The sequence below is a fragment of the Sphingobacterium sp. N143 genome (assembly GCF_030325625.1).
In the GTDB taxonomy this organism is placed as follows: domain Bacteria; phylum Bacteroidota; class Bacteroidia; order Sphingobacteriales; family Sphingobacteriaceae; genus Sphingobacterium.
This window is the reverse complement of the sequence record NZ_JACAIS010000003.1, coordinates 162,666-185,545: the sequence shown is the minus strand read 5'-3', so window position 1 is coordinate 185,545 and position 22,880 is coordinate 162,666. Positions and strand designations below refer to the sequence as shown.

At 42.2% G+C, this 22,880-nt stretch carries 17 protein-coding genes; 12 read left to right on the top strand and 5 right to left on the bottom strand.

Annotated elements, in window-relative coordinates; genetic code table 11:
- Window positions 1-8: 8 nt before the first annotated feature.
- The 4 genes from HX021_RS07085 to HX021_RS07070 all read left to right on the top strand — a co-directional run bounded on the left by HX021_RS07085 (window position 9) and on the right by HX021_RS07070 (window position 3,313).
- Window positions 9-314: a hypothetical protein gene (locus HX021_RS07085; protein ID WP_077432703.1), complete on the top strand. Its 306-nt coding sequence runs from the start codon at window positions 9-11 to the stop codon at window positions 312-314.
- Between the two features lie 55 nt (window positions 315-369).
- Window positions 370-660, top strand: coding sequence for a cell division protein ZapA (locus tag HX021_RS07080; protein WP_077432704.1), 291 nt, complete (start codon window positions 370-372; stop codon window positions 658-660).
- Window positions 661-980: 320 nt separating this feature from the next.
- Entirely contained in the window at window positions 981-2,534 is a 1,554-nt protein-coding gene (gene rny / locus HX021_RS07075; protein WP_286589450.1) for a ribonuclease Y, read from the top strand.
- 248 nt (window positions 2,535-2,782) lie between these two features.
- Window positions 2,783-3,313, top strand: coding sequence for an Mpo1-like protein (locus HX021_RS07070; RefSeq protein ID WP_286589449.1), 531 nt, complete (start codon window positions 2,783-2,785; stop codon window positions 3,311-3,313).
- A gap of 121 nt (window positions 3,314-3,434) precedes the next feature.
- Here the strand turns inward: HX021_RS07070 and HX021_RS07065 are convergent, their stop codons facing one another.
- Entirely contained in the window at window positions 3,435-4,760 is a 1,326-nt protein-coding gene (locus tag HX021_RS07065; protein WP_286589448.1) for an ABC transporter permease, read from the bottom strand.
- Complete coding sequence (locus HX021_RS07060; RefSeq protein WP_286589447.1) at window positions 4,753-5,691, bottom strand: ABC transporter ATP-binding protein; 939 nt, start codon at window positions 5,689-5,691, stop codon at window positions 4,753-4,755. Before HX021_RS07060 ends, HX021_RS07065 begins: the two co-directional genes overlap by 8 nt.
- A gap of 186 nt (window positions 5,692-5,877) precedes the next feature.
- Between HX021_RS07060 and yihA the strand changes: the two genes are divergently transcribed.
- From yihA to HX021_RS07045, 3 genes are all read left to right on the top strand, one after another.
- Window positions 5,878-6,507 (top strand): ribosome biogenesis GTP-binding protein YihA/YsxC, encoded by a 630-nt coding sequence (gene yihA, locus HX021_RS07055; RefSeq protein ID WP_286589446.1) that lies wholly within the window; start codon window positions 5,878-5,880, stop codon window positions 6,505-6,507.
- A gap of 125 nt (window positions 6,508-6,632) precedes the next feature.
- The gene (locus tag HX021_RS07050; protein ID WP_286589445.1) at window positions 6,633-7,487 is read left to right on the top strand and encodes a UbiA-like polyprenyltransferase; all 855 of its coding nucleotides are present in this window, start codon (window positions 6,633-6,635) and stop codon (window positions 7,485-7,487) included.
- Window positions 7,488-7,567: 80 nt separating this feature from the next.
- On the top strand, window positions 7,568-9,247 hold the full coding sequence (locus tag HX021_RS07045) for a PNGase F N-terminal domain-containing protein (RefSeq protein ID WP_286589444.1): 1,680 nt from the start codon (window positions 7,568-7,570) through the stop codon (window positions 9,245-9,247).
- An 83-nt stretch (window positions 9,248-9,330) separates the two neighbouring features.
- Here the strand turns inward: HX021_RS07045 and HX021_RS07040 are convergent, their stop codons facing one another.
- A complete protein-coding gene (locus HX021_RS07040) occupies window positions 9,331-9,789 on the bottom strand; it encodes an Lrp/AsnC family transcriptional regulator (protein ID WP_502958996.1) in 459 nt (152 codons plus the stop codon).
- Between the two features lie 160 nt (window positions 9,790-9,949).
- Here HX021_RS07040 and HX021_RS07035 point away from each other — a divergent pair, with 160 nt between their 5' ends.
- Together HX021_RS07035 and HX021_RS07030 are read left to right on the top strand one after the other, a co-directional pair.
- Window positions 9,950-11,017 carry a PLP-dependent cysteine synthase family protein gene (locus HX021_RS07035; protein WP_286589443.1) on the top strand — a complete coding sequence of 356 codons (1,068 nt, stop codon included), beginning with the start codon at window positions 9,950-9,952 and terminating at the stop codon, window positions 11,015-11,017.
- A gap of 232 nt (window positions 11,018-11,249) precedes the next feature.
- Window positions 11,250-12,932, top strand: coding sequence for a protein-disulfide reductase DsbD family protein (locus tag HX021_RS07030; RefSeq protein WP_286589442.1), 1,683 nt, complete (start codon window positions 11,250-11,252; stop codon window positions 12,930-12,932).
- Window positions 12,933-13,136: 204 nt separating this feature from the next.
- On the opposite strand, the gene HX021_RS07025 is transcribed toward HX021_RS07030, so the two are convergent.
- Window positions 13,137-15,734 (bottom strand): DUF5686 and carboxypeptidase-like regulatory domain-containing protein, encoded by a 2,598-nt coding sequence (locus HX021_RS07025; RefSeq protein ID WP_286589441.1) that lies wholly within the window; start codon window positions 15,732-15,734, stop codon window positions 13,137-13,139.
- A 302-nt stretch (window positions 15,735-16,036) separates the two neighbouring features.
- Complete coding sequence (locus tag HX021_RS07020) at window positions 16,037-17,716, bottom strand: RluA family pseudouridine synthase (protein ID WP_286589440.1); 1,680 nt, start codon at window positions 17,714-17,716, stop codon at window positions 16,037-16,039.
- Between the two features lie 154 nt (window positions 17,717-17,870).
- Between HX021_RS07020 and HX021_RS07015 the strand changes: the two genes are divergently transcribed.
- The 3 genes from HX021_RS07015 to glgB all read left to right on the top strand — a co-directional run bounded on the left by HX021_RS07015 (window position 17,871) and on the right by glgB (window position 22,857).
- On the top strand, window positions 17,871-18,344 hold the full coding sequence (locus HX021_RS07015) for a Dps family protein (protein ID WP_286589439.1): 474 nt from the start codon (window positions 17,871-17,873) through the stop codon (window positions 18,342-18,344).
- A 140-nt stretch (window positions 18,345-18,484) separates the two neighbouring features.
- On the top strand, window positions 18,485-20,944 hold the full coding sequence (locus HX021_RS07010) for a glycoside hydrolase family 31 protein (RefSeq protein WP_286589849.1): 2,460 nt from the start codon (window positions 18,485-18,487) through the stop codon (window positions 20,942-20,944).
- A gap of 2 nt (window positions 20,945-20,946) precedes the next feature.
- A complete protein-coding gene (glgB, locus tag HX021_RS07005; protein WP_286589438.1) occupies window positions 20,947-22,857 on the top strand; it encodes a 1,4-alpha-glucan branching protein GlgB in 1,911 nt (636 codons plus the stop codon).
- The last annotated feature ends 23 nt before the right edge of the window (window positions 22,858-22,880 follow it).

The window sequence follows — 22,880 nt, the reverse complement described above, 5'->3', positions numbered from 1 at the left end:
TTTATATTATGGCAACATTGTCTTCACAAATGAATCTGATCGTTGAGAAAACGAAAAACTTAATTCAAATGTGCGAAGTCTTGCAAGAAGAAAATGATTTGCTTAAATTAGAGGTGCAATCCTTAAAAGTGGCTTTCGATGCAAGCAATGATAAAAGCAAGCAATTGGAAGAGAAAGTTAAAGCATTGGCGGTCGCCCGTACTTTAGATTCAGAAACGGATAAGGAAGCAATTAATGAAAAAATACTTGACACAAAACAAAAAATTAACGATTTTGTGCGGGAAATAGACAAGTGTATTAGTTTGTTGAAGTAGTTGGGTATTGCAGGTATTGCATTCAAACTAATACAACGTTAAAAAGCTCAAAGAAATGGGAGAGATTTCCATAAAAATAAATATCGCAGATCGTGTTTACCCCCTTCGTGTTGAAAGTGCGGAGGAAGAAGTGATTCGACATGCTGCGAAATTGATAAATGAAAAAGTAAAGGAATTACAGGAAAACTATACTGTGAGAGATAAGCAGGATTTGTTGTCCATGTGTGTGCTGCAATTTGCTACGCGTATGTTAAACGCGGAGCGGCAATCCCAAAACCACGAGGTAGGGCTTGAAAATTCAGTACAGGAACTTGATCAGTTGTTGACGGATTTCTTTAATAAATAAATTTACGTTCTTTATATTTAGAGCTTAAAACGACGAATTTGCCGCAATTAAATTCGGGTTGTCACTATTTTAAACTTAACGCTTCAATATTACAGGCACAAAAAGATAGAGGCCATTTTGCGAAAGCCATCTGGGTCATAATCTAAGCCTAATTATGTAATCACGAAGTTTAATAATACATGAGACCTGTTTAAATTTAATTGCGGTTTTTTTTTGAGTGGAAAATCATCATAGGGATGTTTTGAAGCGATGAAAAAGGTCTTTATCTATTGAAATTTAATAATTAATAAAAACAACATATATTATACAATTATACATACATGGACGTCGCAATTTATATCATAATTTCTCTGATTGTTGGTGTAGCTATAGGTCGTTATCTATTGGTTCTATTATTCAAAAAACAAGAGCAGGAAGCCAAAGATAAGGTGAATAGCATACTGAAAGATGCAGAGCAGGAAGGAGAACACATTAAAAAGAAGCGCCTATTAGAGGCCAAAGAAAAGTTCCTTCAATTAAAATCTGAACATGAAAAGGAAGTCAATCAACGTAACAACACCATCAACCAAAAGGAGAATACGTTGAGACAGAAAGAACAATCCATTAACCAGAAGCTGGAAAACATCAACCGCGATAAGCAAGATGTGGAAGCGAAGAAAAAGCAGCTGGATAAATTGGTTGAGCTGAATGAAAAGAAATCTGAAGAGGTTGAAACCTTAAAATTACAGCAGATCAAACAATTGGAGAGCATTGCCGGTGTTACAGCGGATGAGGCCAAAAACCAGTTGGTGGATTCATTGCGTGAGGAAGCCCGTTCGCAGGCCATGATCCAAATCAAGGATATTGTGGATGAAGCAAAGCTCACCGCGACCAAAGAGGCTAAAAAGGTTGTCATCCAGACCATTCAGCGCACGGCTACGGAATCAGCGATAGAAAATACTGTTTCTATTTTCAATATTGAAAATGATGAAATTAAAGGCCGTATTATAGGGCGTGAAGGTCGTAACATTCGTGCACTGGAAGCTGCCACAGGTGTTGAGATCATTGTAGATGACACCCCTGAAGCCATCATCCTTTCGGGTTTCGATCCTGTGCGCCGTGAGATCGCACGTTTGGCACTGCACCGTTTGGTCACAGATGGCCGTATCCACCCGGCACGGATTGAGGAGGTCGTAGCCAAAACCCGTACACAGATCGAAGATGAGATTGTTGAGATCGGTGAACGTACGGCTATTGACTTAGGAATCCATGGTTTACATCCTGAATTGATCCGCATGGTTGGACGTATGCGATATCGTTCGTCCTATGGTCAGAACCTGCTACAGCACTCTCGTGAAGTGGCTAATTTTGCTGCGACGATGGCTGCTGAATTAGGCTTGAATGTTAAGCATGCTAAACGTGCTGGTTTATTGCATGATATCGGTAAGGTGCCCGATGATAATCCAGAACTGCCGCACGCTATTCTGGGAATGCAATTGGCCGAAAAATATAAAGAACATCCTGATGTTTGTAATGCCATTGGTGCGCACCACGATGAAATTGAGATGACAGCATTGATCTCTCCGATCGTACAGGCTTGTGACGCCATCTCAGGTGCCCGTCCGGGTGCCCGTCGTGAAGTGGTTGAAAGTTATATTAAACGCCTGAAAGAACTCGAAGACTTGGCTTTATCTTATCCTGGTGTCGAGAAAACATTTGCGATACAGGCAGGACGTGAATTACGTGTCATCGTGGAGAGTGAGAAAGTATCTGATGCGCAGTCAGAAATATTGGCTGCAGATATTTCCAATCGTATACAGACTGAAATGACCTATCCGGGACAGATTAAAGTCACGGTTATCCGGGAGACCAGATCCGTTTCTTACGCTAAATAGGCGAAATCATATTGTTGTAAAAGGCTCCGGGAGATTGTTCCGGAGCCTTTTTAGTTATGCTAACAGGGAGCCAACGCGCGCAGTTGTCCAGCCAGTACAGCTGATCTTACTTATTGAAGAACTCCATTAGATCCCTGTAACCAAAAGATAGTTTGGTTTAGCATATAATGACAACAAGAAGATTAAAAATGAAGAATATTATCCCCTCATATCGATCAGTCATGATCAATATTTGTTAAATTTGCCGAATGAAACAACTAAAGAAGAAAGCCCAGGAGACGGAGCCACAGCGTCCTGTAGATCGATATTTTGAGGAACTTGATGCCAATTTCCAAGACCCGACCAACCGTATTATTCAAGTGATCTTTTTACCACTTTTATTTTTTGGTGTGATGGGATGTATCTGGATGATTCCATTTCCACAATTTGATTTCTTGGTCAAGCTCAACTGGCATACCTTTTTGAATTGGGGCTCTTTCTTCATCGCCATTGTGATCTATCTTTATCTGAAGCTATCTGCCACCTTGTCTTATGCCATACTGTTTTCAATAGGTGCGATGAGCTATTTTATCGTTCAACTGGAATATGTACAGAAAAATGGTGGCCCGGCTGTGCTATGGGTATGCCTGGCTATTGCGCTGCTTTCTATCGTAGCCTTGTACTTGGGCAAAGGCAAAGAAAAAAAGGAGATCACAGGTAAGCAGTTTCTGCAGTTTTTGATGATAGGCCCAATTTGGCTCTGGCACTTTGTATTAAAAAGATTCCATATTCGATACTAGTATCTATCTTTGGCAGGCTTGTGATAAGCCCGGAGGATCATGCAAGGCCCGATTGTAAAGCAGTCGGGCCTTGTATGATCCTGGGTATGGTATCATTCAGTGGATTTGATCATTTTATGGGCTAATTTTTATAATTGAACCATTTAATAATCTCTTTCAAGCTAGCTTTCTTTCCATAAATCAATATCCCTACCCGATAGATCCGTGCAGCGACCCAAGTAATGAACAAGAAGGTCAGGATGAGTAAAGCCAGGGAGGTCAGTATCTGCCAGAGGGGAACTCCAAAAGGAATGCGCACAAGCATGGCGATCGGGGATGTAAATGGGATAAAGCTCAACCATGTGGCAATTGGGCCATTGGGATCATTGATGATGACACCAAAGGAAAGGATATAAGTCAATAGCAAGGGCATTGTAATCGGCATGGAAAACTGATTTGCTTCGGTTTCATTATCCACGGCCGAACCGGCAGCGGCGAAAATGGCACTGTAGAGCAGATAACCCGCGATAAAAAACAAAAAGAAAAAGACAATAACTTCGCTAAAGTTGAAGCTTTGGATAGATGCCAGGATGGAGGCCGACTCACTATTACCCATGGCTTTGGATACGGTGCCCAAATTGCTGCCCCCAGGTTGGGTTGCTGCCACTTCTTGCATATCCTGTGGGTTGATAAACAGTGTGGTGGCCATAACAAATAATCCGAGTGTAAGGATGAGCCACATGATAAATTGTGTGAGTCCAACCATACCAATTCCCACAATTTTACCCATCATGAGCTGGAAGGGTTTGACCGAAGAGATAATCACTTCAATGATGCGGTTACTTTTCTCTTCAATGATCCCACGCATCACCTGTGCACCATACAGAAAAAGGGATAGGTACACCAGGATCGCGAGCCCCACGCCAATGCCCATGGCAATGGCCGTGTTGCTGTTCCTTTCTTCGCCATCGACTGTAATCTCCTTGGCATCAATCTCTACCTTGGGTTTAATGGACTGGATCATGTTTAAGTCTATACCTTTGGCCATGTATTCTTTTTCACGGATGATTTCTTCCAGTTGTCCACTGATGATCTCCTGTACCACAAAACTGGTCTTGCCTGTAGTGATTAGTTCTGCCCGCTGGGTGGAAAGGATATTCTTGGGGATCAATAGGATAGACTGTTTGTCCTGCTCCCGGGTCAGTCGTTTCTTTTGTTCCTCAAGGCTCAAGGAGCTGCTTTTATAGGTGATATTTTTATTACTCTTTAGGTTAGCGCCAAAGTCTCCCTGCTGGTCAACGATAAAGACTTCCATGTGGGCATCTTTAAAGCTCTTTTTGGTCAGGTAGAACATGCCGGCATATAAAGCAAAGAAAAACAGGGGAACAGCAAAAGTCATGACAATAAACGACTTTTTCTTGACACGAGAAAGGTACTCCCGTTGGATGATAAGTAATATTTTATGCATGATCTTGAGGTAAGGGTGAAACGTCGGTAACTTTCTGTATGAAAATATCGGCCATCGAAGGCACGATTTCAATCAACTGATTTAGCTGGACCTTGGGCAAAAGATAGGTTAATACTTGATTGATGTCAATACTATCGTTTAGCTGGATTGTAGTTCTATAGGTGTTGTCCGACCGGGTAGATTCGACTAGCTGATATAAGTGCTGGTTGGATATGTCGAGGTTTTCCTCATGCGAGCTAAATTCCAGGCTATAGGTCTGATTTCTATATTGCTGCTTAATGGCCTGGACTGGTCCATCGAGGATTTTCTTTGACCGGTGTATGAGGGCGATGTTATCGCAAAGCTCTTCTACGGTTTCCATGCGATGTGTAGAAAAAATGATGGTTGCACCTTCGGCATTCAGCCTCAGGATCTGTTCGCGAATAATATTGGCATTTACGGGGTCAAAGCCTGAAAATGGTTCATCCAGGATGATCAATTGAGGCCGGTGGATCACGGTAGCGACAAATTGCACTTTTTGCTGCATCCCCTTGCTGAGGTCTTCAATCTTTTTGTCCAACCAGGAGACAATGCCCAACCTTTCGCACCATTCCTGTATCCGCTGGCGTGCTTCTGTTTTGGATAAGCCCTTCAGTTGGGCCAAGTACAGCATTTGGTCGCCAATTTTCATCTTTTTGTATAAGCCCCGTTCTTCCGGGAGGTAGCCAATCTGTGCAATATGTTGTGGCCCCAAGGGCGAACCATTAAATCGGATTTCCCCAGAATCGGGCGCAGTAATCTGGTTTATTATACGGATCAGGGATGTTTTGCCCGCACCATTTGGTCCCAGCAATCCAAAAATTTTGCCTTTTGGAACCTGGATTGAAACATCGTCCAAAGCTCGGTGATTGGCGTAATCCTTGGTGACATGATTGATTTCGAGTAACATCATTTTTAAGGTTTAATTAAATCGTTCTTTGAGAAAGCGTGAACCTGTTGTTCCCTATCAAAGATACAATAGTTTATATGGACTATTAGTACGCCAATGTCCTAAAATGTTACAGGTTAAACTAAGTTTTTTGTGGAATAGAATCTGGCAACCTTGCCAAACGGATTCATTTAATGTACCTTTGTCTCTATGGAAGTAAAAAAAGCCGAATTCGTGTGTAGTAACACCAGAGTTGATAAATTGCCTGCACCAAATTTGCCCGAATATGCCTTTATTGGTCGTTCTAATGTAGGTAAATCTTCTTTAATCAATGCGATGACCAACAAGAAAGGACTTGCCAAGACCTCTCAGAAGCCTGGTAAGACCCAGTTGATCAATCATTTTATGATTGATGACAGCTGGTACCTGGTCGACCTGCCCGGTTATGGATTTGCAAAAGCCTCCAAAACGAGCCGTCATGAATGGGAAAAATTCATTCGAAGATATCTTACCCATAGAGATAACCTACAGTGTGTGTTTGTACTGATTGATAGCCGTCACGAACCGCAGAAAATTGACCTTGATTTTTGCTATTGGTTAGGGGAGTGTGGTTTGCCCTTTATGCTGGTCTTTACCAAAGCAGACAAACAATCAGCTGTAAAATCCGATGCAAATATCGCTAAGTTCAAAAAATCCTTGCTACAGTGGTTTGAAGAGGTGCCGCCAGTTTTCCTGACATCAGCAGAGAAGAAAATGGGGCATGAACCTATTCTGGAAGCTATTGATGATGTCAATACCCGATTTGTACCACCAGAATCAGATGTGGATCAACCGTTCTAATTCCGGATAGATGAATCAGATTTCATGAAGTGTATAACTCAGACCTACCATTGCCCAGAGCTGTTTTGAACTTGCTTATGGACTTATATCGTTTTGAAATATACCAGCTTATATAATTTATTTGAATGAAAAAGTACCTTTCTTTGGTTCTATTTGCGCACAGTGTATTTGCGCTGCCATTTGCTTTTATTGGTTTCTTTTTGGCGCTGCATACCACTGAATATTCTTTCTCGTGGAAATTATTGCTCCTGATGTTATTATGCATGGTGACTGCCCGGAATGCAGCAATGGCTTTTAACCGTTATTTGGATAGGGATATTGATGCGATTAATCCGCGCACGGCCATGCGTGATATTCCTGCGGGCAGGATTTCTGCAGGGAATGCCTTGATTTTTACGGTTATCAACTGTGTAATTTTTGTTTTGGCGACCTATTTTATCAATTCCCTGTGTTTTATGTTGTCACCCATCGCACTCTTTGTTGTGCTTTTCTATTCCTATACCAAGCGGATTACGCCATTATGCCATTTGGTATTGGGGGCGGGGCTTGGTTTGGCTCCGATCGGTGCTTATATGGTCATTACAGGTCAATTTGCGACTGTTCCTGTCCTGTATGGATTTGCTGTATTGACTTGGGTCAGTGGCTTTGATATTATTTATGCGCTGCAGGATGAGGCGTTCGACCGGGCTAATAACCTCAACTCGATACCGGTGTGGCTAGGGACAAAAGGCGCCATGCGTGTATCCGAATGTCTGCATGTGTTGTCTTTTATATTTGTACTGATTCCGGCATTTCTATTGCCTGTGGGCTGGATCTATTATTTGGGTGTGGCTTTTTATGCTGCATTGTTGATTTATCAACATACGCTGTTTTCTGCAACAAATTTAAGCCGTGTAAACCGTGATTTTATGACCACAAATGGTTATGCTTCGGTGATTTTTGCCGCCTTCTACCTGCTCGATATCTGGCTGATAAAATAAACGTTTTAGCTTAAAATAAGAAAGGCTTTAGGAATTCCTAAAGCCTTTCTTATTTTTGTGGCTGAACCAATATGCGTTATATGAAGAAAAATATCCTTTTTATCTCAGTTTTATGTCTTTCATTATCTTCCTATGCTCAGAAACGAACGAACTATGTTGTTCATTACCAGCAAAGTTTCAATGGGAACACAGCTGCCAATCAGAATGGTGTGCTGCTGTATACCAATGATCAGGAGAGCTATGTGAGTTCAGAGAAAGATATGAACGGCCAATTGTTACCTCCTTTTGAGCGGGTGATGGTGGAACGATCGGGCAGCAATACCTTATTATTGAAGCTTGCTAAGCTGAAAAATGGTTCTCTTATCTTGACCGGTGATTCTTCGGCACTTTCGAAACAACAGTTTAAAGCAACCAACGAATTAAAAACTATTCTGGGCTATCCTTGTAAAAAGGTCGAAACAACGATTAACTCGAATAAGATAGAGCTTTGGTATACAGCGCAATTGGGGGTAAAAGGAGCCCCAACTGAATTGGGACAGAACCTCGGCCTCGTGTTAGAAATGGTAAGAAATGGCAATACCCGAACCTTTGCAACTCAAGTTGAGCGTGTGAAAGCCATCCCGGATCAGCTGAAATTAAAGGGGAACGAAAAACGATATGACGAGCTTTCTTACAAAGATCTGATCTGGAAAAACCGTTTTACGCAGATACCTGTTTTTCGGAAGGAAAGAATCCGTTTTTCGGACGATGCCAAATCAGATTCTATCTTGCGTTTTGCCAATGGAACAGTTCTCGTCAAAAAGATCAAGATCCCCAGAATCAAGTCCAGAGACCAGGTATTTGTCCAACTTGTTGAACAGTCCAAGGGAGATGCATATGACCGTACAGGATCTGTTTTTATTATTCCGGTTAATAAAAAGCAAAGTTTTCTGGATGGGATGAAGCAAGGCATGGCGACGCTTCCACAATATGATAATGGCAATGGAAAGACATATCAAGGGGTGGTACGAACAGACGGATTTGAACCCATCGTTGAATTGATGCGCTTCTTTACACCATTTGGTGTTCACCAGTTTAACTATCTGAAGTTAAAGGATAAGGTTTGGCAAGATTCCGTGATTTATCGTCAGGATGTTTCTGAATTGGCGGGCATGTTAAGTGATCAGGAAGTATATATGGGTACCTTTATTGGGAATTATGACAAGAATGGTCACGAGGTGAGTGTGGAGCTGACGATCCATCCGGGCTTTGATCCGGAGGAAGGGGGCAACCTAAAAAAGACACTGCCACTTTTTACAACAACCAATGTGATGGAAATGGGGGGACAGGAGTACGGTTCCATGTTTGATCAGGACAAAGGGCTGGAGCTGTCATTTCATTTGGACCAGGATGCTAAAAACGTGCAATTGCGGTACATCACGACCGGGCATGGCGGCTGGGGAAATGGTGATGAGTTTGTGCCCAAAGAAAATCGTATCTTTCTAAATGGTGCTATACACTTTAAATATACACCTTGGCGTAATGACTGTGGGTCCTATCGTTTATCCAATCCAGCTTCAGGCAATTTTGCAACAGGTTTGTCATCTTCAGACCTGAGCCGTTCCAATTGGTGTCCCGGAACGGTTACACCACCGATTTACATTGATCTCGGCGATTTAAAAGCCGGTGATCATACAATGCGGGTACAGATTCCACAGGGAGCACCTGAAGGAACAAGTTTCAGTAGCTGGAATGTAACCGGGACCTTGCTTTTTGATTAATCAAGCCTGGCGTTTAAAGCCCTGGCCTGTCTCTACAGGCCAGGGCTTTCATTTTTTATCCAGTGTTGCTCATGCATGACCAATTAGAGGGGATATGCGGTCTCACTCTTGGTCTCTGACAAGACAAAGTAGGTCTGCACCGTGTTCACTTGTGGCAATACGGCCAAGCGGTGCCTCAAAAAAACATGATAAGCATCCATGTCCTTGGTTGCAATGCGCAGCATAAAATCATAGGAACCTGCCATTTGGTAGCATTCCATGACTTCTGGAAATTTTGCGACTTCTTTTTCAAACTCGTTCAATACTTCAAAGGTATGGGCCTTTAAGAAAACCTGGGAAAAGGAGATAAGGCCTATTCCAATTTTATGCCGGTCCAGGATGGCAACAGTCTTTTTGATATATCCTAATCGTTTCAGCTTCCTAACACGCTCATGTACTGCAGCTATTGACTTGTTGAGCTCAAAAGATAGTTCTTTGTTGCTTAAGGAGGCATCTTGCTGTAACAGTCGTAATAATTTTAAATCAATTTCATCCAAGTCCATAATTTGAATATTTTCGGTGCAGTAGTAAAAATACAATGTTTAATTGTATATTTTATTGTGTTATGTGTTTTTTGTCTTAATTTTTCTTGAAATTAGCTTCATCTGTTGAATAATATCTTGTATTTGGTCAATTTTGCAACAGAATAATCATTTATATAAAATGGCTGAACAAGAATTATTAAGTGCATGTTTATCACCTGCATTGGACAAGAGATTTAAGCATTTGTGGCGGTTGGTGGGGAATACCCCTATGTTGGAATTGCAATATACGTATAAAGGCAAGCCGGGGCGAATATTTGTTAAATGTGAACATTATAATCTGACAGGGAGCATCAAGGATAGGATGGCTTTATACATTTTATATAAAGCCTATATGAACTGCCAAATTAAGCCGACAGATCTTATTATAGAAGCCACCAGTGGAAATACAGGTATAGCTTTCTCCGCGATAGGCAAGGCTTTGGGGCATCAGGTAAAGATTATTATGCCGAACTGGTTGAGCAAGGAACGGACAGATATTATTCGGAGCATGGGTGCCGATATTCAGTTGATTAGCAAAGATGAAGGTGGGTTTCTGGGAAGTATACGTTTAAGTGAGGAGCTTGCAGCAAAGGGTGGCGTTTTTCTGCCAAGACAGTTCGAAAACCAATATAATGCCGAGGCCCACGAAAAGACAACGGGCTATGAGATTGTGAAGCAGCTGGAAGAGCAGGGCTTGGTTGCTGATGCTTTTGTTGCGGGGGTAGGGACCGGTGGTACTGTCATGGGAGTTGGCCGGAGCCTACGGAAAGTGAATCCAGCCGTTCGGATACATCCTTTGGAACCAGCGGAGAGCCCAACATTGACAACAGGGCATAAAGTAGGTTCGCATCGTATTCAAGGGATCTCGGATGAATTTATTCCTGCCATTGTTGATCTAAATGAGCTAGATACTGTGGTATGTGCCAATGACGGCGATTCTATTTTGATGGCGCAGAAATTGTCCCGACAGCTGGGACTTGCAGTCGGAATTTCCTCGGGTGCCAATGTGATCGGTGCAATTAAGTTACAACAGGAGCTAGGTGACGATGCCATTGTCGTAACCTTATTATGTGATGACAATAAGAAATATTTAAGTACTGATCTGGTAAAAGAAGAACCAGTGCAAGTTGGTTATCTTGCCGTGGATGTTGAATTTTCTGGTTTTCAACCCATATGCAGATTGCCCAATCCGGTCTTTGGCGCATAAAAAAGATTTAGTTTCATATGTTTATAGTTAACTCGGGGAGTTTAGACTCCTCGGGTTTCGTTGACTTAAATACCAAATTATACCTAAGAAAAACAGCTATGAAACCATCGTGATGTATTTGGTCAGCCCGTGGAATGATCACATCGGATAGTTTCATCAAAACTGAAATCGCCGAAGGCAGCAGGAATGCCTTAAAGACAATATCGACTAATGAATAAACAAATTTAAACGGATGAAAATTATTTTTAAATTATTTACCTGGCTGTTCTTGTTGATTGCCCCCATGGTATTGCTTGCACAAGCTGACACAACAGATCAATTGGAGGGGATTGAATTTACCGATGGTGGAATCAGTCCAGATTCGCTGTCTTTTGAAGAATCTCCGGATACAAGTACAGCGCTGACAGATTCAAGCAAAACCAGCGTAGCAACTGCCCTAGCAGTGCCGGCAGCTCCGGAAGATGGTAAACAATCGCTTTGGAGCATTTTTATTGCCGGGTTAGTGGGTGGTTTCGCGGCCCTGTTGATGCCCTGTATCTTTCCGATGCTCCCGCTTACGGTAAGCTTTTTTACCAAGCAATCGGGAAGCCGTGCGAGTGGGATCAGTAAAGCCTTATTGTATGGATTGTTTATTATAGTGATCTATGTGGCTTTGGGGATGATCATTACTATTGCATTTGGCTCAGATGCGCTGAATGCACTGTCGACAAATGGAATATTCAATTTTATTTTCTTCCTATTGCTGATCGGATTTGCTGCGTCATTCTTTGGTGCATTTGAAATAACTTTACCGAGTTCTTTTGTCAATAAAATGGATGCTAAATCAGACAAGGGGGGACTTGTAGGCCTTTTCTTCATGGCATTTAGTCTTTCTTTGGTATCTTTCTCTTGTACAGGGCCTATCATCGGTACATTATTGGTGGAAGCGGCATCAAAAGGCGAACGTTTGGGGCCGGCAGTAGGTATGCTGGGGTTTTCCATCGCCCTGGCTATTCCTTTTGGCTTATTTGCGATGTTCCCATCCATGCTCAAGTCCTTACCTAAATCTGGTGGATGGCTGAATAGCGTGAAGGTGGTACTGGGATTTTTGGAGTTGGCGCTGGCCTTGAAATTTTTGTCGAATGTTGACCTGGCCTATCATTGGAACTGGCTCGATAGGGAAGTCTTTCTTTCTTTGTGGATTGCTGTTTTTGGTCTGATGGGATTATACCTGATCGGCAAGATCAGATTTTCACATGATAGCGAGCTCAAGTTTCTATCTGTCCCAAGGACACTCCTGGCTATCGTGGTCTTTTCCTTTGTCGTGTATATGATCCCCGGTTTGTGGGGGGCACCTTTAAAATCCATTTCAGCCTTCTTACCGCCTTCAGCAACGCAGGACTTTGACCTGTCTGCAGGCGTCAGTGCTGGGGCTACAGGCCATACAGATGGAAAAATCAAAAAGTATGCGGAAATATTTCATGAGCGGGGAACACCGAAAGGTTTTGATCCTTATTATGATTATGATCAGGCACTGGAAACCGCAAAAGAGCTTCAGAAACCTGTTTTGATCGATTTTACCGGCTGGAACTGTGTAAATTGCCGTAAAATGGAGGCCAACGTCTGGACAGATCCTTCGGTTGCGAAATTATTAAAGGAAGAATTCGTGATGGCAGAATTGTTTGTTGATGATAAGACCGAGCTGCCAGCAAACGAACAGTTTGTTTCAGCGTATAGCGGCAAAAAGATAAATTCAATCGGTAAGAAAAACAGCGATTTTCAAGCGGCTACATTCAATAGCAATTCCCAGCCACTTTATGTTATTGTGGACCCTAACGGCAATGTCCTGGTTCCGCAAAGTGGGGCAAATTATGATATTGAACAATATAAAGCATTTTTACAGGCTGGGCTGGATGCTTTTAAAAAGAAAAACTAACCATCGTCATATGCTAATTTTGTCCTCCTTGTTGTTTGCAAGGGGGATTTTTTGTTTTTATCTGGGCTCTTCCAAATCGTTGCCGAACGAAATCCTGGCGAAGATCCGGATCAAGAAGGCCGTTGATTAAGGCGCATAAAAAAGCCGTGTCAATCAGTCTGAGACACGGCCTTTTGTTATTAGACTAAAATTTATGGAAAACTATTAAAAGTCAAATTTGACACGGGCACGGATACCCCAGGCCGGTGCATCGACATGATCGAGATAGTTGAGGCGCTTTACGTAATCTACGCGCAAAATTTTAAAAATATTGGAAAGACCGATACTGGCTTCCATGTAGGGGTCTGAACCAAAAGTATAGGAACTTTGCATTCCCTCGGCATTACGCTGCCAGGTAAATACTTTAGAGCCATAATTTGGGTCGTCGGGGTTGTTTTCTTTACGAAGACCGCCATATACGCCTTTGAAACTGAAGACCTCGCGTAGCTTTAGCTTTTTGATCAATGGAATTTTATTCAATAGGAATCCATTCATGTAATACTGCACATTTAATGAGGCATTATGATCACTGACAAACTCAAGGAAATTCATCAGATTGTATGAGTTCAACTGATAGGCATAAGTCTGGTTTGCACGATGGATGGTCAAGAAAGGAAAAGGTATTTCCTTACCTGCGATATAATTTCCTTCTGCAGTCACGTCCGCATAGCCAAATTGACTTAAATAAAAGCGTTTGAAGATACCGGCATTAAAACTATGATAGTTGTATTCACCTTTTGCAAGCCCCTTTACCCCGGCAGTATAATTGAGGGTAAATATAGGGTATTGATTAAATATTGGAGTCCGATAGATCTTGCCTTGGTAAAATTCTTCATGTGGGGCATATCTTAAGTTAACTGACAGCTCCGTTGTGTTAAGCTCGTTGAACAGTTTATTTTGTCCATTGTCGTCCAACATTTGATACGTCAAACTACCGGCCGGGCTTTGTTTGTTAATATTAAAAGCTCCGCCAATAGAAAGATGATTCAAAAATTCCTTTTTATATTCCAGACCGTAGTTTGTTTCATAAATATAGCGGTCATTGTCACCACGTTTAAAGGATAACAAGAAGTTATCTTCCTGAACGAATTCCAGTTTCTGTCCCGGGATTTTGGTATCCTTTTTATAGGAAGCCCGGATGTAATGCATCGGAAATGAATACACCGATTTGTTGTTGAATGCATACGTTCCACTGACAAAATATTTCCATTTTTGATCCTTAAAGCCGTAAGCGGCATAAGTCTCCGCGTAGAAACGTTTGCTCAGGGCTTCTGTGGTACGGCCTCCCAGGCGTAAACGGAATCCTTCAACTGGGTTGAAGCTGTAGAACGTGTTGACAGGGCCTATTTCCACTGGGCCAGCCTGTTTGTATCCCGAAAGAACCAAGGCTGCGATATCCATGAACGTCCGGAACGAAGGGATCTTCTGTAAGGTGTCGATGTTGTGGTAGATGTTCAATTCATTTTGCGCAAGAGCCAATGGACGTTGTGTCTCAAATAAAGATTTTGTTTCTTTTTTATTCTCGACATTATAGGCAATGACCGTAGCAGGTCCCTCATATATGCTATCCGGTTGTTGGATACCAACTTTATAGTTATTGTAATCCACAGTCCGGCTACCCCGGATTCCCATGCCTTTGTCCGTCAAGGAGAAGTCAATGCCCAGCGTGCTGGTTTTTAAATAGAACCTGTTTTTGCTGTCCTTCTCAAATTTAAGTTGAACCTGCAGATCACGAACAAAATTCAAATTGATATCATCAGCGACAGTCATATTGGCTCCTTGAACGGCATAATTGCCATCTAAGGTGACGTATAACTGACCTTTGAACAACATGTCAGCTTTATTCCGGGGAACAAAACTGAGCTCAACCAGCCAGGGTTGTGCGGTTTTAATCGTATCTGTAATAAAAAACTTGTAGAATGTGGGTGACGAATTCGCAATGGGACTTAAGAATTGATTGGTAACCAATGAAATATTGTTGTCATAAATATCCACCTGTTCGTATAGCTTGTTGAAGTAAGCGGCCAGACCATCATTATCAATAAACTTGGGATCAAACTGTGCCCGCTGATCTCCCAGTATATATTGTTTGGTTTTACTTGGGTCTTTACGATAGTAAACCTTGGACATCTTTTCCTCAATAAAGGCCGGCAAAACATACTTGTTGGCCGTTTTGGCAGAATCATCCGTTTCGAAAAGAAATTGATAGTTTTTAAAAATCTTTTTGTTGACAAATTTCTCGGAAAGATTGCTCAAACCCAGAGACATCTTTTCGTATTGGTCAAACTCAGCATATTGCTGTCCTGAAAGTCGATTTTTTTCCTTGTTCTCGATTACTTTGCGAATCAAGGCAACAGCAGGGTTGTCCTTATTGCTATATTTTTTCTTTTTAGCTTTGACGACGACTTCCTCCAACATATTGTCCTGTGTATCCATCAAAATTTCTTTTGTCTGTACATCATCATTGGTCACAAAGGCATCTTTGCTGTCATAACCGACATAACTTGCTCTGATCTTTACATAAGATGTTGGAAATACAAGTTTAAATTCACCATTTGCATCTGTAGATGTAGAAGTACCTGGGGAAGCAGGGGCTCCCACGACTGCTACAGTGGCATAAGGAATAGGTGCCTTTGTCTTTGCATCTTTCACGGTACCCGTAACCGTTTTGGTCTGGGCAAATATCAAAGAGGCTGACAACAATAGTGCTATCGTAATAAAGAGCTTTGTTATAAAGGTTTTTGTGTTTATTCTAGCTTCCATTATATTGCTATAATCTTGAAAATTCAAAATTGTTTTTGTTGTTCTTACTTTATTTTTGACTTTATAAGTATTAAAATCAAAAAATCAGTGAACAAAGGAAACAAAAAATTAAGAATAATTAAAATTTTATTGTAATGTAATAAAGCGGATTGTGTTCTTTGTTTGTTTTTTTAAAACATTGTTTTTCAATTGTTTGTGTTGAATTATTGATTTAGGTCAATAATTTGACAGCTACATTTTGACTTCGCGATGATTTTCCAGTTCTTTCTAACTTGACTTTTGTAACGATATAGTCAATCCTTTTAAAAATCAGGATCGATTTGAAAGGTCATTTCCCGCTTAGAACCTGGATGTACAAATTTGATCGATGCTGCATGTAAATGTAATCTATTCGCCTTTTTACCATAGAGATCATCGCCGAGGATAGGCATGTTCAGGCCTTTGGGATGCACGGCATGCATCCGGAGCTGATGTGTTCGGCCTGTCAATGGATAAAAACGTATGCGGGTTTTGTTGCCTTCAATGTTTATTTTTTCCCATTTGGTCTGTGCCGGTTTGCCATAGGTATAGCAGACCATTTGCCGGGGGCGGTCGTCGAGATCCACACGAAGGGGGAGGTCAATTAATCCGGATTCCTGTTCAAGGATCCCATCGAGCAGGGCAATATATTCTTTCTCAATGGTATGTTTTATAAATTGGTCCTGGATGAACCGATGTGCTTCTTTATTTTTGGCCACGATCAATAGGCCTGAAGTGGACATATCCAACCGGTGGATAATGATCGGTCCGGCTTTGGGATATCGCTGAAGAACACGTTGATAGACAGAATCTTTGATATATATTCCTGGTACAGAGAGGAATTCAGCGGGTTTGTTGAAGACAATGATATCATCGTCTTCATAAATTTGGGGAAGCTCCATGTCCAATGTGGTCTCCTGTTGCATTGGATTTTCATCAACGCTTAATCCTTGAAGCATATAACCGAGGATTGGCTCACATTTTTTGCGGCAGGCAGGATAATAATTTCCATGTCTGCGTATTTCTGAGGAGGGTGAACACCCCCACCAGAATTCAGCTAGTGCCAGGGGAGTCAAATGATTATTGTAGGCGTATTGCAAGAGCTTGGGGGCTGCGCATTCCCCGGATCCTGCCGGTGGGGTACTTTGATCAAAATCATGAAAAATACCAACCACATTTTTGTACAGCCCATGTGCATTGAGGAAGTTATACTGTTCGAACAATTGCTTTTGAAGATTGCCCGATCTCATTTTGCGTTCCTCTTTGAGCAGGGCGATTTCCTCCAGGTACTGTTGTTGTTTCAGGTTTTTGGATGCCAGTGCCAGCTGCATCTCATATTGAAACCGCTGCAATTGTTGCTTGTCTTTCAGACTCTGGCTACGCATATCTTCCATGAGCAACTCATATTCTTCATCAGATAAAATGGGCCGTAATCTTGTCCGGGTTTCTTTGCGTGCTTTTTTTTGCCCTCTTAATTTTGATTTAAGCAGCTCGAGCTCGGTATTCCATGTGTCCGTTAATAGCTGAAGATCCGTTTGGGTCTGTGTTAGCCCCGGACTATTTTCGAGCCGTTCAATTTCTTTGTTGAGTGCATTTAAGTGGACTTCTTCAGTCAAAAAGAAACTGTTTTCTTCGAGCATATCAAAAATCGGGGGGACAAAGTAGCGGTGTTTGTTGCTGCCCGCGAGTTTCCCTGATACAGCAGCCAGGTAGCCCAGTTGGTTGTACTGGTTTTTGACCACAAGTACACCGAACATCTTGCCGATGGCTTGACCGGCCGCATTTTGTTCCAGACCGAAGTTATGTGTCCAGTCGGTCTGGTGCTCGATATAAGACTGTAATTCTTGGGCGGCAATTACCGCAAGGGGGTGGGGTTCGTAGCAAAATGGAAAGGTAAAACGCAGGGGAAGATCGATCTGCGTGATGTCCGTCTTGAATGCATGAAAATAAGTGCTGTTGTCCATAATGCCCACTGTTCTCCTAATATATCGTGTGCACAAAAATACGGTTATTATGCTATTTAAATGACATTTTAAATGCTGTTTTTTTTGATAGGCTGCTTTTTTTGGTTAAATTTAACTAAGCAATTAAAACATATCGTTAACGAATTAAACACATATGAAAACTTCAATTGGAATTAAAGATGCAGACTTAAAAAAAGTTGCGAAATTGCTCAATGTCCTGCTGGCAGATGAACACATTGTCTATATGAAGACTCGAAATGCGCATTGGAATGTGGAAGGGCCTGATTTTCATGCCGCTCATTTGTTTTTAGAATCACAATATGATGAGCTGGCTGAAGTTATTGATGAAGTAGCGGAACGTGTTCGGACTTTAGGGCACTATGCTGTGGGTACATTAGATAAATATCTGAAATTAACACGGTTGACAGAATCGACCTCCGAGAAAACAGATAGTCAATCTTATTATAAGGAATTGCTTGCTGATCACGAAGCTATTGCGATGTCGATTCGTGGAGATATTGCTGTAGTCGAAGGCACAGCGGATAATGGTACTGAAGATTTTTTGGTTGGTCTATTGGAAAAACATGAAAAAATGGCTTGGATGCTCCGTGCTCATTTTATCAAATAATCATTGTATCGCATTGATGATATTGAAAATCCTGCCCATAAAATTGGGGAGGATTTTTTTTGTGTTTTGTTGTTGACACAAGATATATTTCATAACTTAAAGAGGAATTAAACCTTCGAAACTTTTAATGTATGACAGCTATGCTTGAAGACGATAACCTAAATCAGACCACACTACCTCAGGAAGAAAAAGATGCTACTTTGGAAAGTATGCATCATGTGAATAATCCAGTACTGGATTTGCCTAAAATTGAAAAAAAATACCTTGAAGCTGTTGTTGCACACAATCAAAACGATAAATCATACTTTTTTTCAGATGGCAAGGCCAAAGTTGAGATCAAGATCGTGACGGATGAGATTGTTCGTGTCCGCCTGGCACCGCATGGAACATTCCTGGAGGATTTCTCTTATGCCCTGGCCAAAAAAGATCACCGTGTGAGCATACACGAATGCAAAGAAGAAACCGACCATTATCTGGTGCATACCAACACCATTTCCTGCCGGATCAGTAAACAGAATTTTTTGATTTCCTTTTTAGACCGGGCAGGAAACTTATTTAATGCCGATTTGGCGCCCATGCACTGGGAGGAGAATCCAGATTTTGGAGGATACTATGTGTACAGCACGAAGGTGGCTTTTGAGAATGAGGCTTTTTACGGGCTGGGGGATAAGGCGACTAAATTGAACCTGAGGGGCAAACGCCTCAAAAATTGGAATTCAGATACCTATGCTTTTGCTTATGATCAGGATCCGCTTTATAAAACGATACCTTTCTATATTGGCCTGAAAGATGGCGAAGCTTACGGTATTTTCTTTGACAACACCTTTAAGACCTATTTTGACTTTGCTGCCGAAGATCCGGGGAAAACCAGTTTCTGGTCTGAAGGAGGCGAATTGCAGTACTATTACATCCATGGACCGCATATACTGGATGTCATCCGAAGGTACCATACATTGACTGGTACACACTATTTGCCGCCATTATGGGCTATCGGCTATCACCAATGTCGTTGGAGCTATTACCCCGAGGCCAATGTCCGCAAAGTTGCTGATGAATTCAGAAAAAGACAGATTCCTTGTGATGCCATTTACCTGGATATAGATTACATGGAAGGGTACCGCTGTTTTACCTGGAACAAGCAATATTTTCCAAACCCCAAAAAGATGATCAGTGACTTGGCCAATGAAGGTTTTAAGACTGTCGTGATGATCGACCCGGGCATTAAAGTGGATGAAAATTACTGGGTCTTTAGAGAAGGAAAGGAAAATAAGTATTTCTGCCGCCGGGGAGATGATTATTTTATGGAGGGCTTCGTGTGGCCAGGGCGTTGTCAGTTTCCGGATTTTACAAATCCGGAGGTGCGTCAATGGTGGGGTACATTGTACCAGGGTTTAGTGGAGGATGGTGTCGCTGGATTTTGGAATGATATGAACGAACCTGCTGTTTTTGGACGGGGAACGTTTCCGGATGACGTCAGGCACCAGTTTGACGGGCACCGTGGATCACATCGTAAAGCACATAATATCTATGGCATGCAGATGGTAAGAGCCACCTATGATGGTCTGAAGAAATTATATAAAAATAAAAGACCTTTTACCATTACCAGGGCTGCATATGCAGGGACACAACGTTATTCCTCGGTTTGGACTGGCGACAATCTGGCCAGCTGGGAACATCTTAAATTAGGTACCTTGCAGTTGCAACGTCTATCTACTTCCGGAATGTCTTTCTGCGGAACGGATATCGGCGGATTTACCGGTGAACCTGATGGTGAACTGTTTACCCGATGGATGCAATTTGGTGTTTTCTCTCCATTTATGCGGGTCCATTCTGCAGGTGATACCCGTGACCGTGAACCCTGGAGTTTTGGTGAAGAGTGGGAAAAGATCAATAAAAAATTCATTGAACTGCGCTATAAACTCCTGCCTTATATTTATACCTGTTTCTGGGAGCAGACAAAGTATGGTTACCCCATATTACGACCTATTTCCATGGTTGAACAGCATATTGCCACCAACTGGCAACGCGAAGAAGAGTTCTGCTTTGGGGACAAGATACTCGTGTCACCAGTACTACAACCGGGACAGAAAAGTAAGATCGTCTATCTTCCTGAGGGTAACTGGTATTATTATTTTACGAATGACATTTATGTTGGCGGAAAGGAACATACAATAAATACACCACTGGATGAAATGCCCATGTTCATTCGTGGTGGGGCAGTTATTCCCGAATATCCTGTGATGCAATATACTGGTGAAAAGAAGATTGAAGAGCTTCAGCTCAATGTTTACTTTTCAGAAGGAGTGCAGCGTTCCTATGTTTATTCTGATCATGGAGATACCTTTGCTTATGAGCAGGATATCTATTTGGAAAAATGCTTTACAGTTTCAGGGCTGAAAGATTCGCTTTCTATCAAACAGACCAGGGATGGACTGTTTACGGAGCGTTATGAGGAGTATAAATTGCAATTAATAGGACTACCGTTCGCTGTCAAAAAAGTGAAGACAGATGGTGTCGAGACGAGAATACAACAAGATGAACAGGGGCGATATTGGGTAAATGTCGCACGTGAATTTGACAACATATTGATTGAAGGCTAAACATGGGCAATCAAGTAATTCCGCATAGTCTTTTTACTGAATTTGATGTTGCGCTATTCCAATCGGGCAAGCACTTCAAATTGTATGAGAAATTTGGTTCACACGAACTGGAAGTCCGTGGTGAAAAAGGTGTTTATTTTGCGGTTTGGGCTCCAAATGCAAAATCTGTTGCCGTAACCGGGGATTTTAACTTCTGGGACAAAGGGAGCCATTCCTTAAATGTCCGTTGGGATGGAAGTGGCATTTGGGAAGGGTTTATCCCAGGGCTTGCCAATGGTGAAACTTATAAATATTGTATTCTTGCAGCATCGGGCGAAATACTCGAGAAGGGGGATCCTTTTGCCTTTCAATGGGAAGTGGCTCCAAAGACAGCGTCCATCGTTCATTCTACCTGGTATGAATGGCAAGATGCTGCCTGGATGAAGGAACGTGCGCTGAAAAATAGACTGGATCAACCCTGGTCAGTCTATGAAGTACATTTGGGATCCTGGTCCAGGGATCCGGAAAGTCCTGAAACCCTACTGAGCTATAGGGAGATTGCCTCGCAGCTGGTGTCCTATGTCAAAGAGATGAACTTCACCCATGTCGAATTTATGCCATTGATGGAACATCCTTACTATCCTTCTTGGGGGTATCAGATAACTGGATATTTTGCCGCAAGCTCACGTTATGGGTCTGCCCAGGATTTGATGTACCTGATCGAAGCCCTCCATGCTGCGGGCATTGGCGTATTACTGGATTGGGTGCCTTCGCACTTTCCAGGCGATGCGCATGGCCTTTATCGTTTCGACGGAACGAGTCTGTATGAGCATGAGGACCCACGCAAAGGTTTTCATCCGGACTGGCAATCTTACATATTCAATTATGGCCGTAACGAAGTCCGTTCTTTTTTGATCAGCAATGCTTTTTATTGGTTGGACCGTTTTCATATTGATGGACTCCGGGTTGATGCGGTGGCCTCCATGTTATATCTGGATTATAGCAGAAAGGATGGGGAATGGATTGCAAATGAATTTGGTGGCAACGAAAATCTTGAAGCTGTGCAGTTCTTGAAAGAACTTAATGAAGCGGTATACAGCTATTTCCCGGATGTGCAGACCATTGCCGAAGAGTCCACTTCCTGGCCGGGTGTGAGCAGACCTACCTATACGGGAGGATTGGGATTTGGCATGAAATGGATGATGGGATGGATGCATGATACATTGGACTACTTTAAAGAGGATCCGGTCAATAGAAAGTATCATCATGACCGATTGACATTTGCCACTGTATATGCTTTCCATGAGAATTTTATGCTACCCCTGTCTCATGATGAGGTGGTTTATGGGAAGAAGCCCCTGATATATAAGATGCCCGGGGATGAATGGCAGAAGTTTGCAAACCTCCGAACGTTATATCTGTTCATGTATACCTTTTCAGGAACAAAATTGTTATTTATGGGGGGCGAGTTCGGGCAAACTTCGGAATGGAATGTCAACCAGTCATTGGATTGGCACCTGTTGGACTTTGCGCCGCATCAAGGCGTGAAAAGATTTATCGCCGATCTGAATGCCGTGTATCGGACGCAGCCTAGCCTTTATCAAAAAGCCTTTGATGCTTCAGGATTTGAATGGATAGAGGCTGGGGACCGTGAAAATTCAATCCTGGTGTACTGGCGTAAAGGATTCGACGCTTGGGAGGACACGGTGGTGGTGCTTAATTTAACTCCTGTTGTCCGTGAGCATTTTCGCATTGGACTACCCTACGCGGGTGAGTGGGATGTAATTCTGAATGCGGACGATCATCAATATTTTGGTTCTGGGGTAAGCAGTCCGCTCATCCGTAGTGAACCGCTTTATTGGATGAACCAAACGCAATCTGCACAATTGCATCTTCCACCATTGGGCGGATATATTCTAGGAAGAAAAAGGTAGAAATGTCAAAAAGTAGCTGCCGC

Excerpts from the sequence above, each read along its gene's own strand:
- HX021_RS07085 (WP_077432703.1), top strand. The coding sequence starts at position 9 with ATGGCAACATTGTCTTCACAAATGAATCTGATCGTTGAGAAAACGAAA.
- HX021_RS07080 (WP_077432704.1), top strand. The coding sequence starts at position 370 with ATGGGAGAGATTTCCATAAAAATAAATATCGCAGATCGTGTTTACCCC.
- rny (WP_286589450.1), top strand. The coding sequence starts at position 981 with ATGGACGTCGCAATTTATATCATAATTTCTCTGATTGTTGGTGTAGCT.
- HX021_RS07070 (WP_286589449.1), top strand. The coding sequence starts at position 2,783 with ATGAAACAACTAAAGAAGAAAGCCCAGGAGACGGAGCCACAGCGTCCT.
- HX021_RS07065 (WP_286589448.1), bottom strand. The coding sequence starts at position 4,760 with ATGCATAAAATATTACTTATCATCCAACGGGAGTACCTTTCTCGTGTC.
- HX021_RS07060 (WP_286589447.1), bottom strand. The coding sequence starts at position 5,691 with ATGATGTTACTCGAAATCAATCATGTCACCAAGGATTACGCCAATCAC.
- yihA (WP_286589446.1), top strand. The coding sequence starts at position 5,878 with ATGGAAGTAAAAAAAGCCGAATTCGTGTGTAGTAACACCAGAGTTGAT.
- HX021_RS07050 (WP_286589445.1), top strand. The coding sequence starts at position 6,633 with ATGAAAAAGTACCTTTCTTTGGTTCTATTTGCGCACAGTGTATTTGCG.
- HX021_RS07045 (WP_286589444.1), top strand. The coding sequence starts at position 7,568 with ATGAAGAAAAATATCCTTTTTATCTCAGTTTTATGTCTTTCATTATCT.
- HX021_RS07040 (WP_502958996.1), bottom strand. The coding sequence starts at position 9,789 with ATGGACTTGGATGAAATTGATTTAAAATTATTACGACTGTTACAGCAA.
- HX021_RS07035 (WP_286589443.1), top strand. The coding sequence starts at position 9,950 with ATGGCTGAACAAGAATTATTAAGTGCATGTTTATCACCTGCATTGGAC.
- HX021_RS07030 (WP_286589442.1), top strand. The coding sequence starts at position 11,250 with ATGAAAATTATTTTTAAATTATTTACCTGGCTGTTCTTGTTGATTGCC.
- HX021_RS07025 (WP_286589441.1), bottom strand. The coding sequence starts at position 15,734 with ATGGAAGCTAGAATAAACACAAAAACCTTTATAACAAAGCTCTTTATT.
- HX021_RS07020 (WP_286589440.1), bottom strand. The coding sequence starts at position 17,716 with ATGGACAACAGCACTTATTTTCATGCATTCAAGACGGACATCACGCAG.
- HX021_RS07015 (WP_286589439.1), top strand. The coding sequence starts at position 17,871 with ATGAAAACTTCAATTGGAATTAAAGATGCAGACTTAAAAAAAGTTGCG.
- HX021_RS07010 (WP_286589849.1), top strand. The coding sequence starts at position 18,485 with ATGCTTGAAGACGATAACCTAAATCAGACCACACTACCTCAGGAAGAA.
- glgB (WP_286589438.1), top strand. The coding sequence starts at position 20,947 with ATGGGCAATCAAGTAATTCCGCATAGTCTTTTTACTGAATTTGATGTT.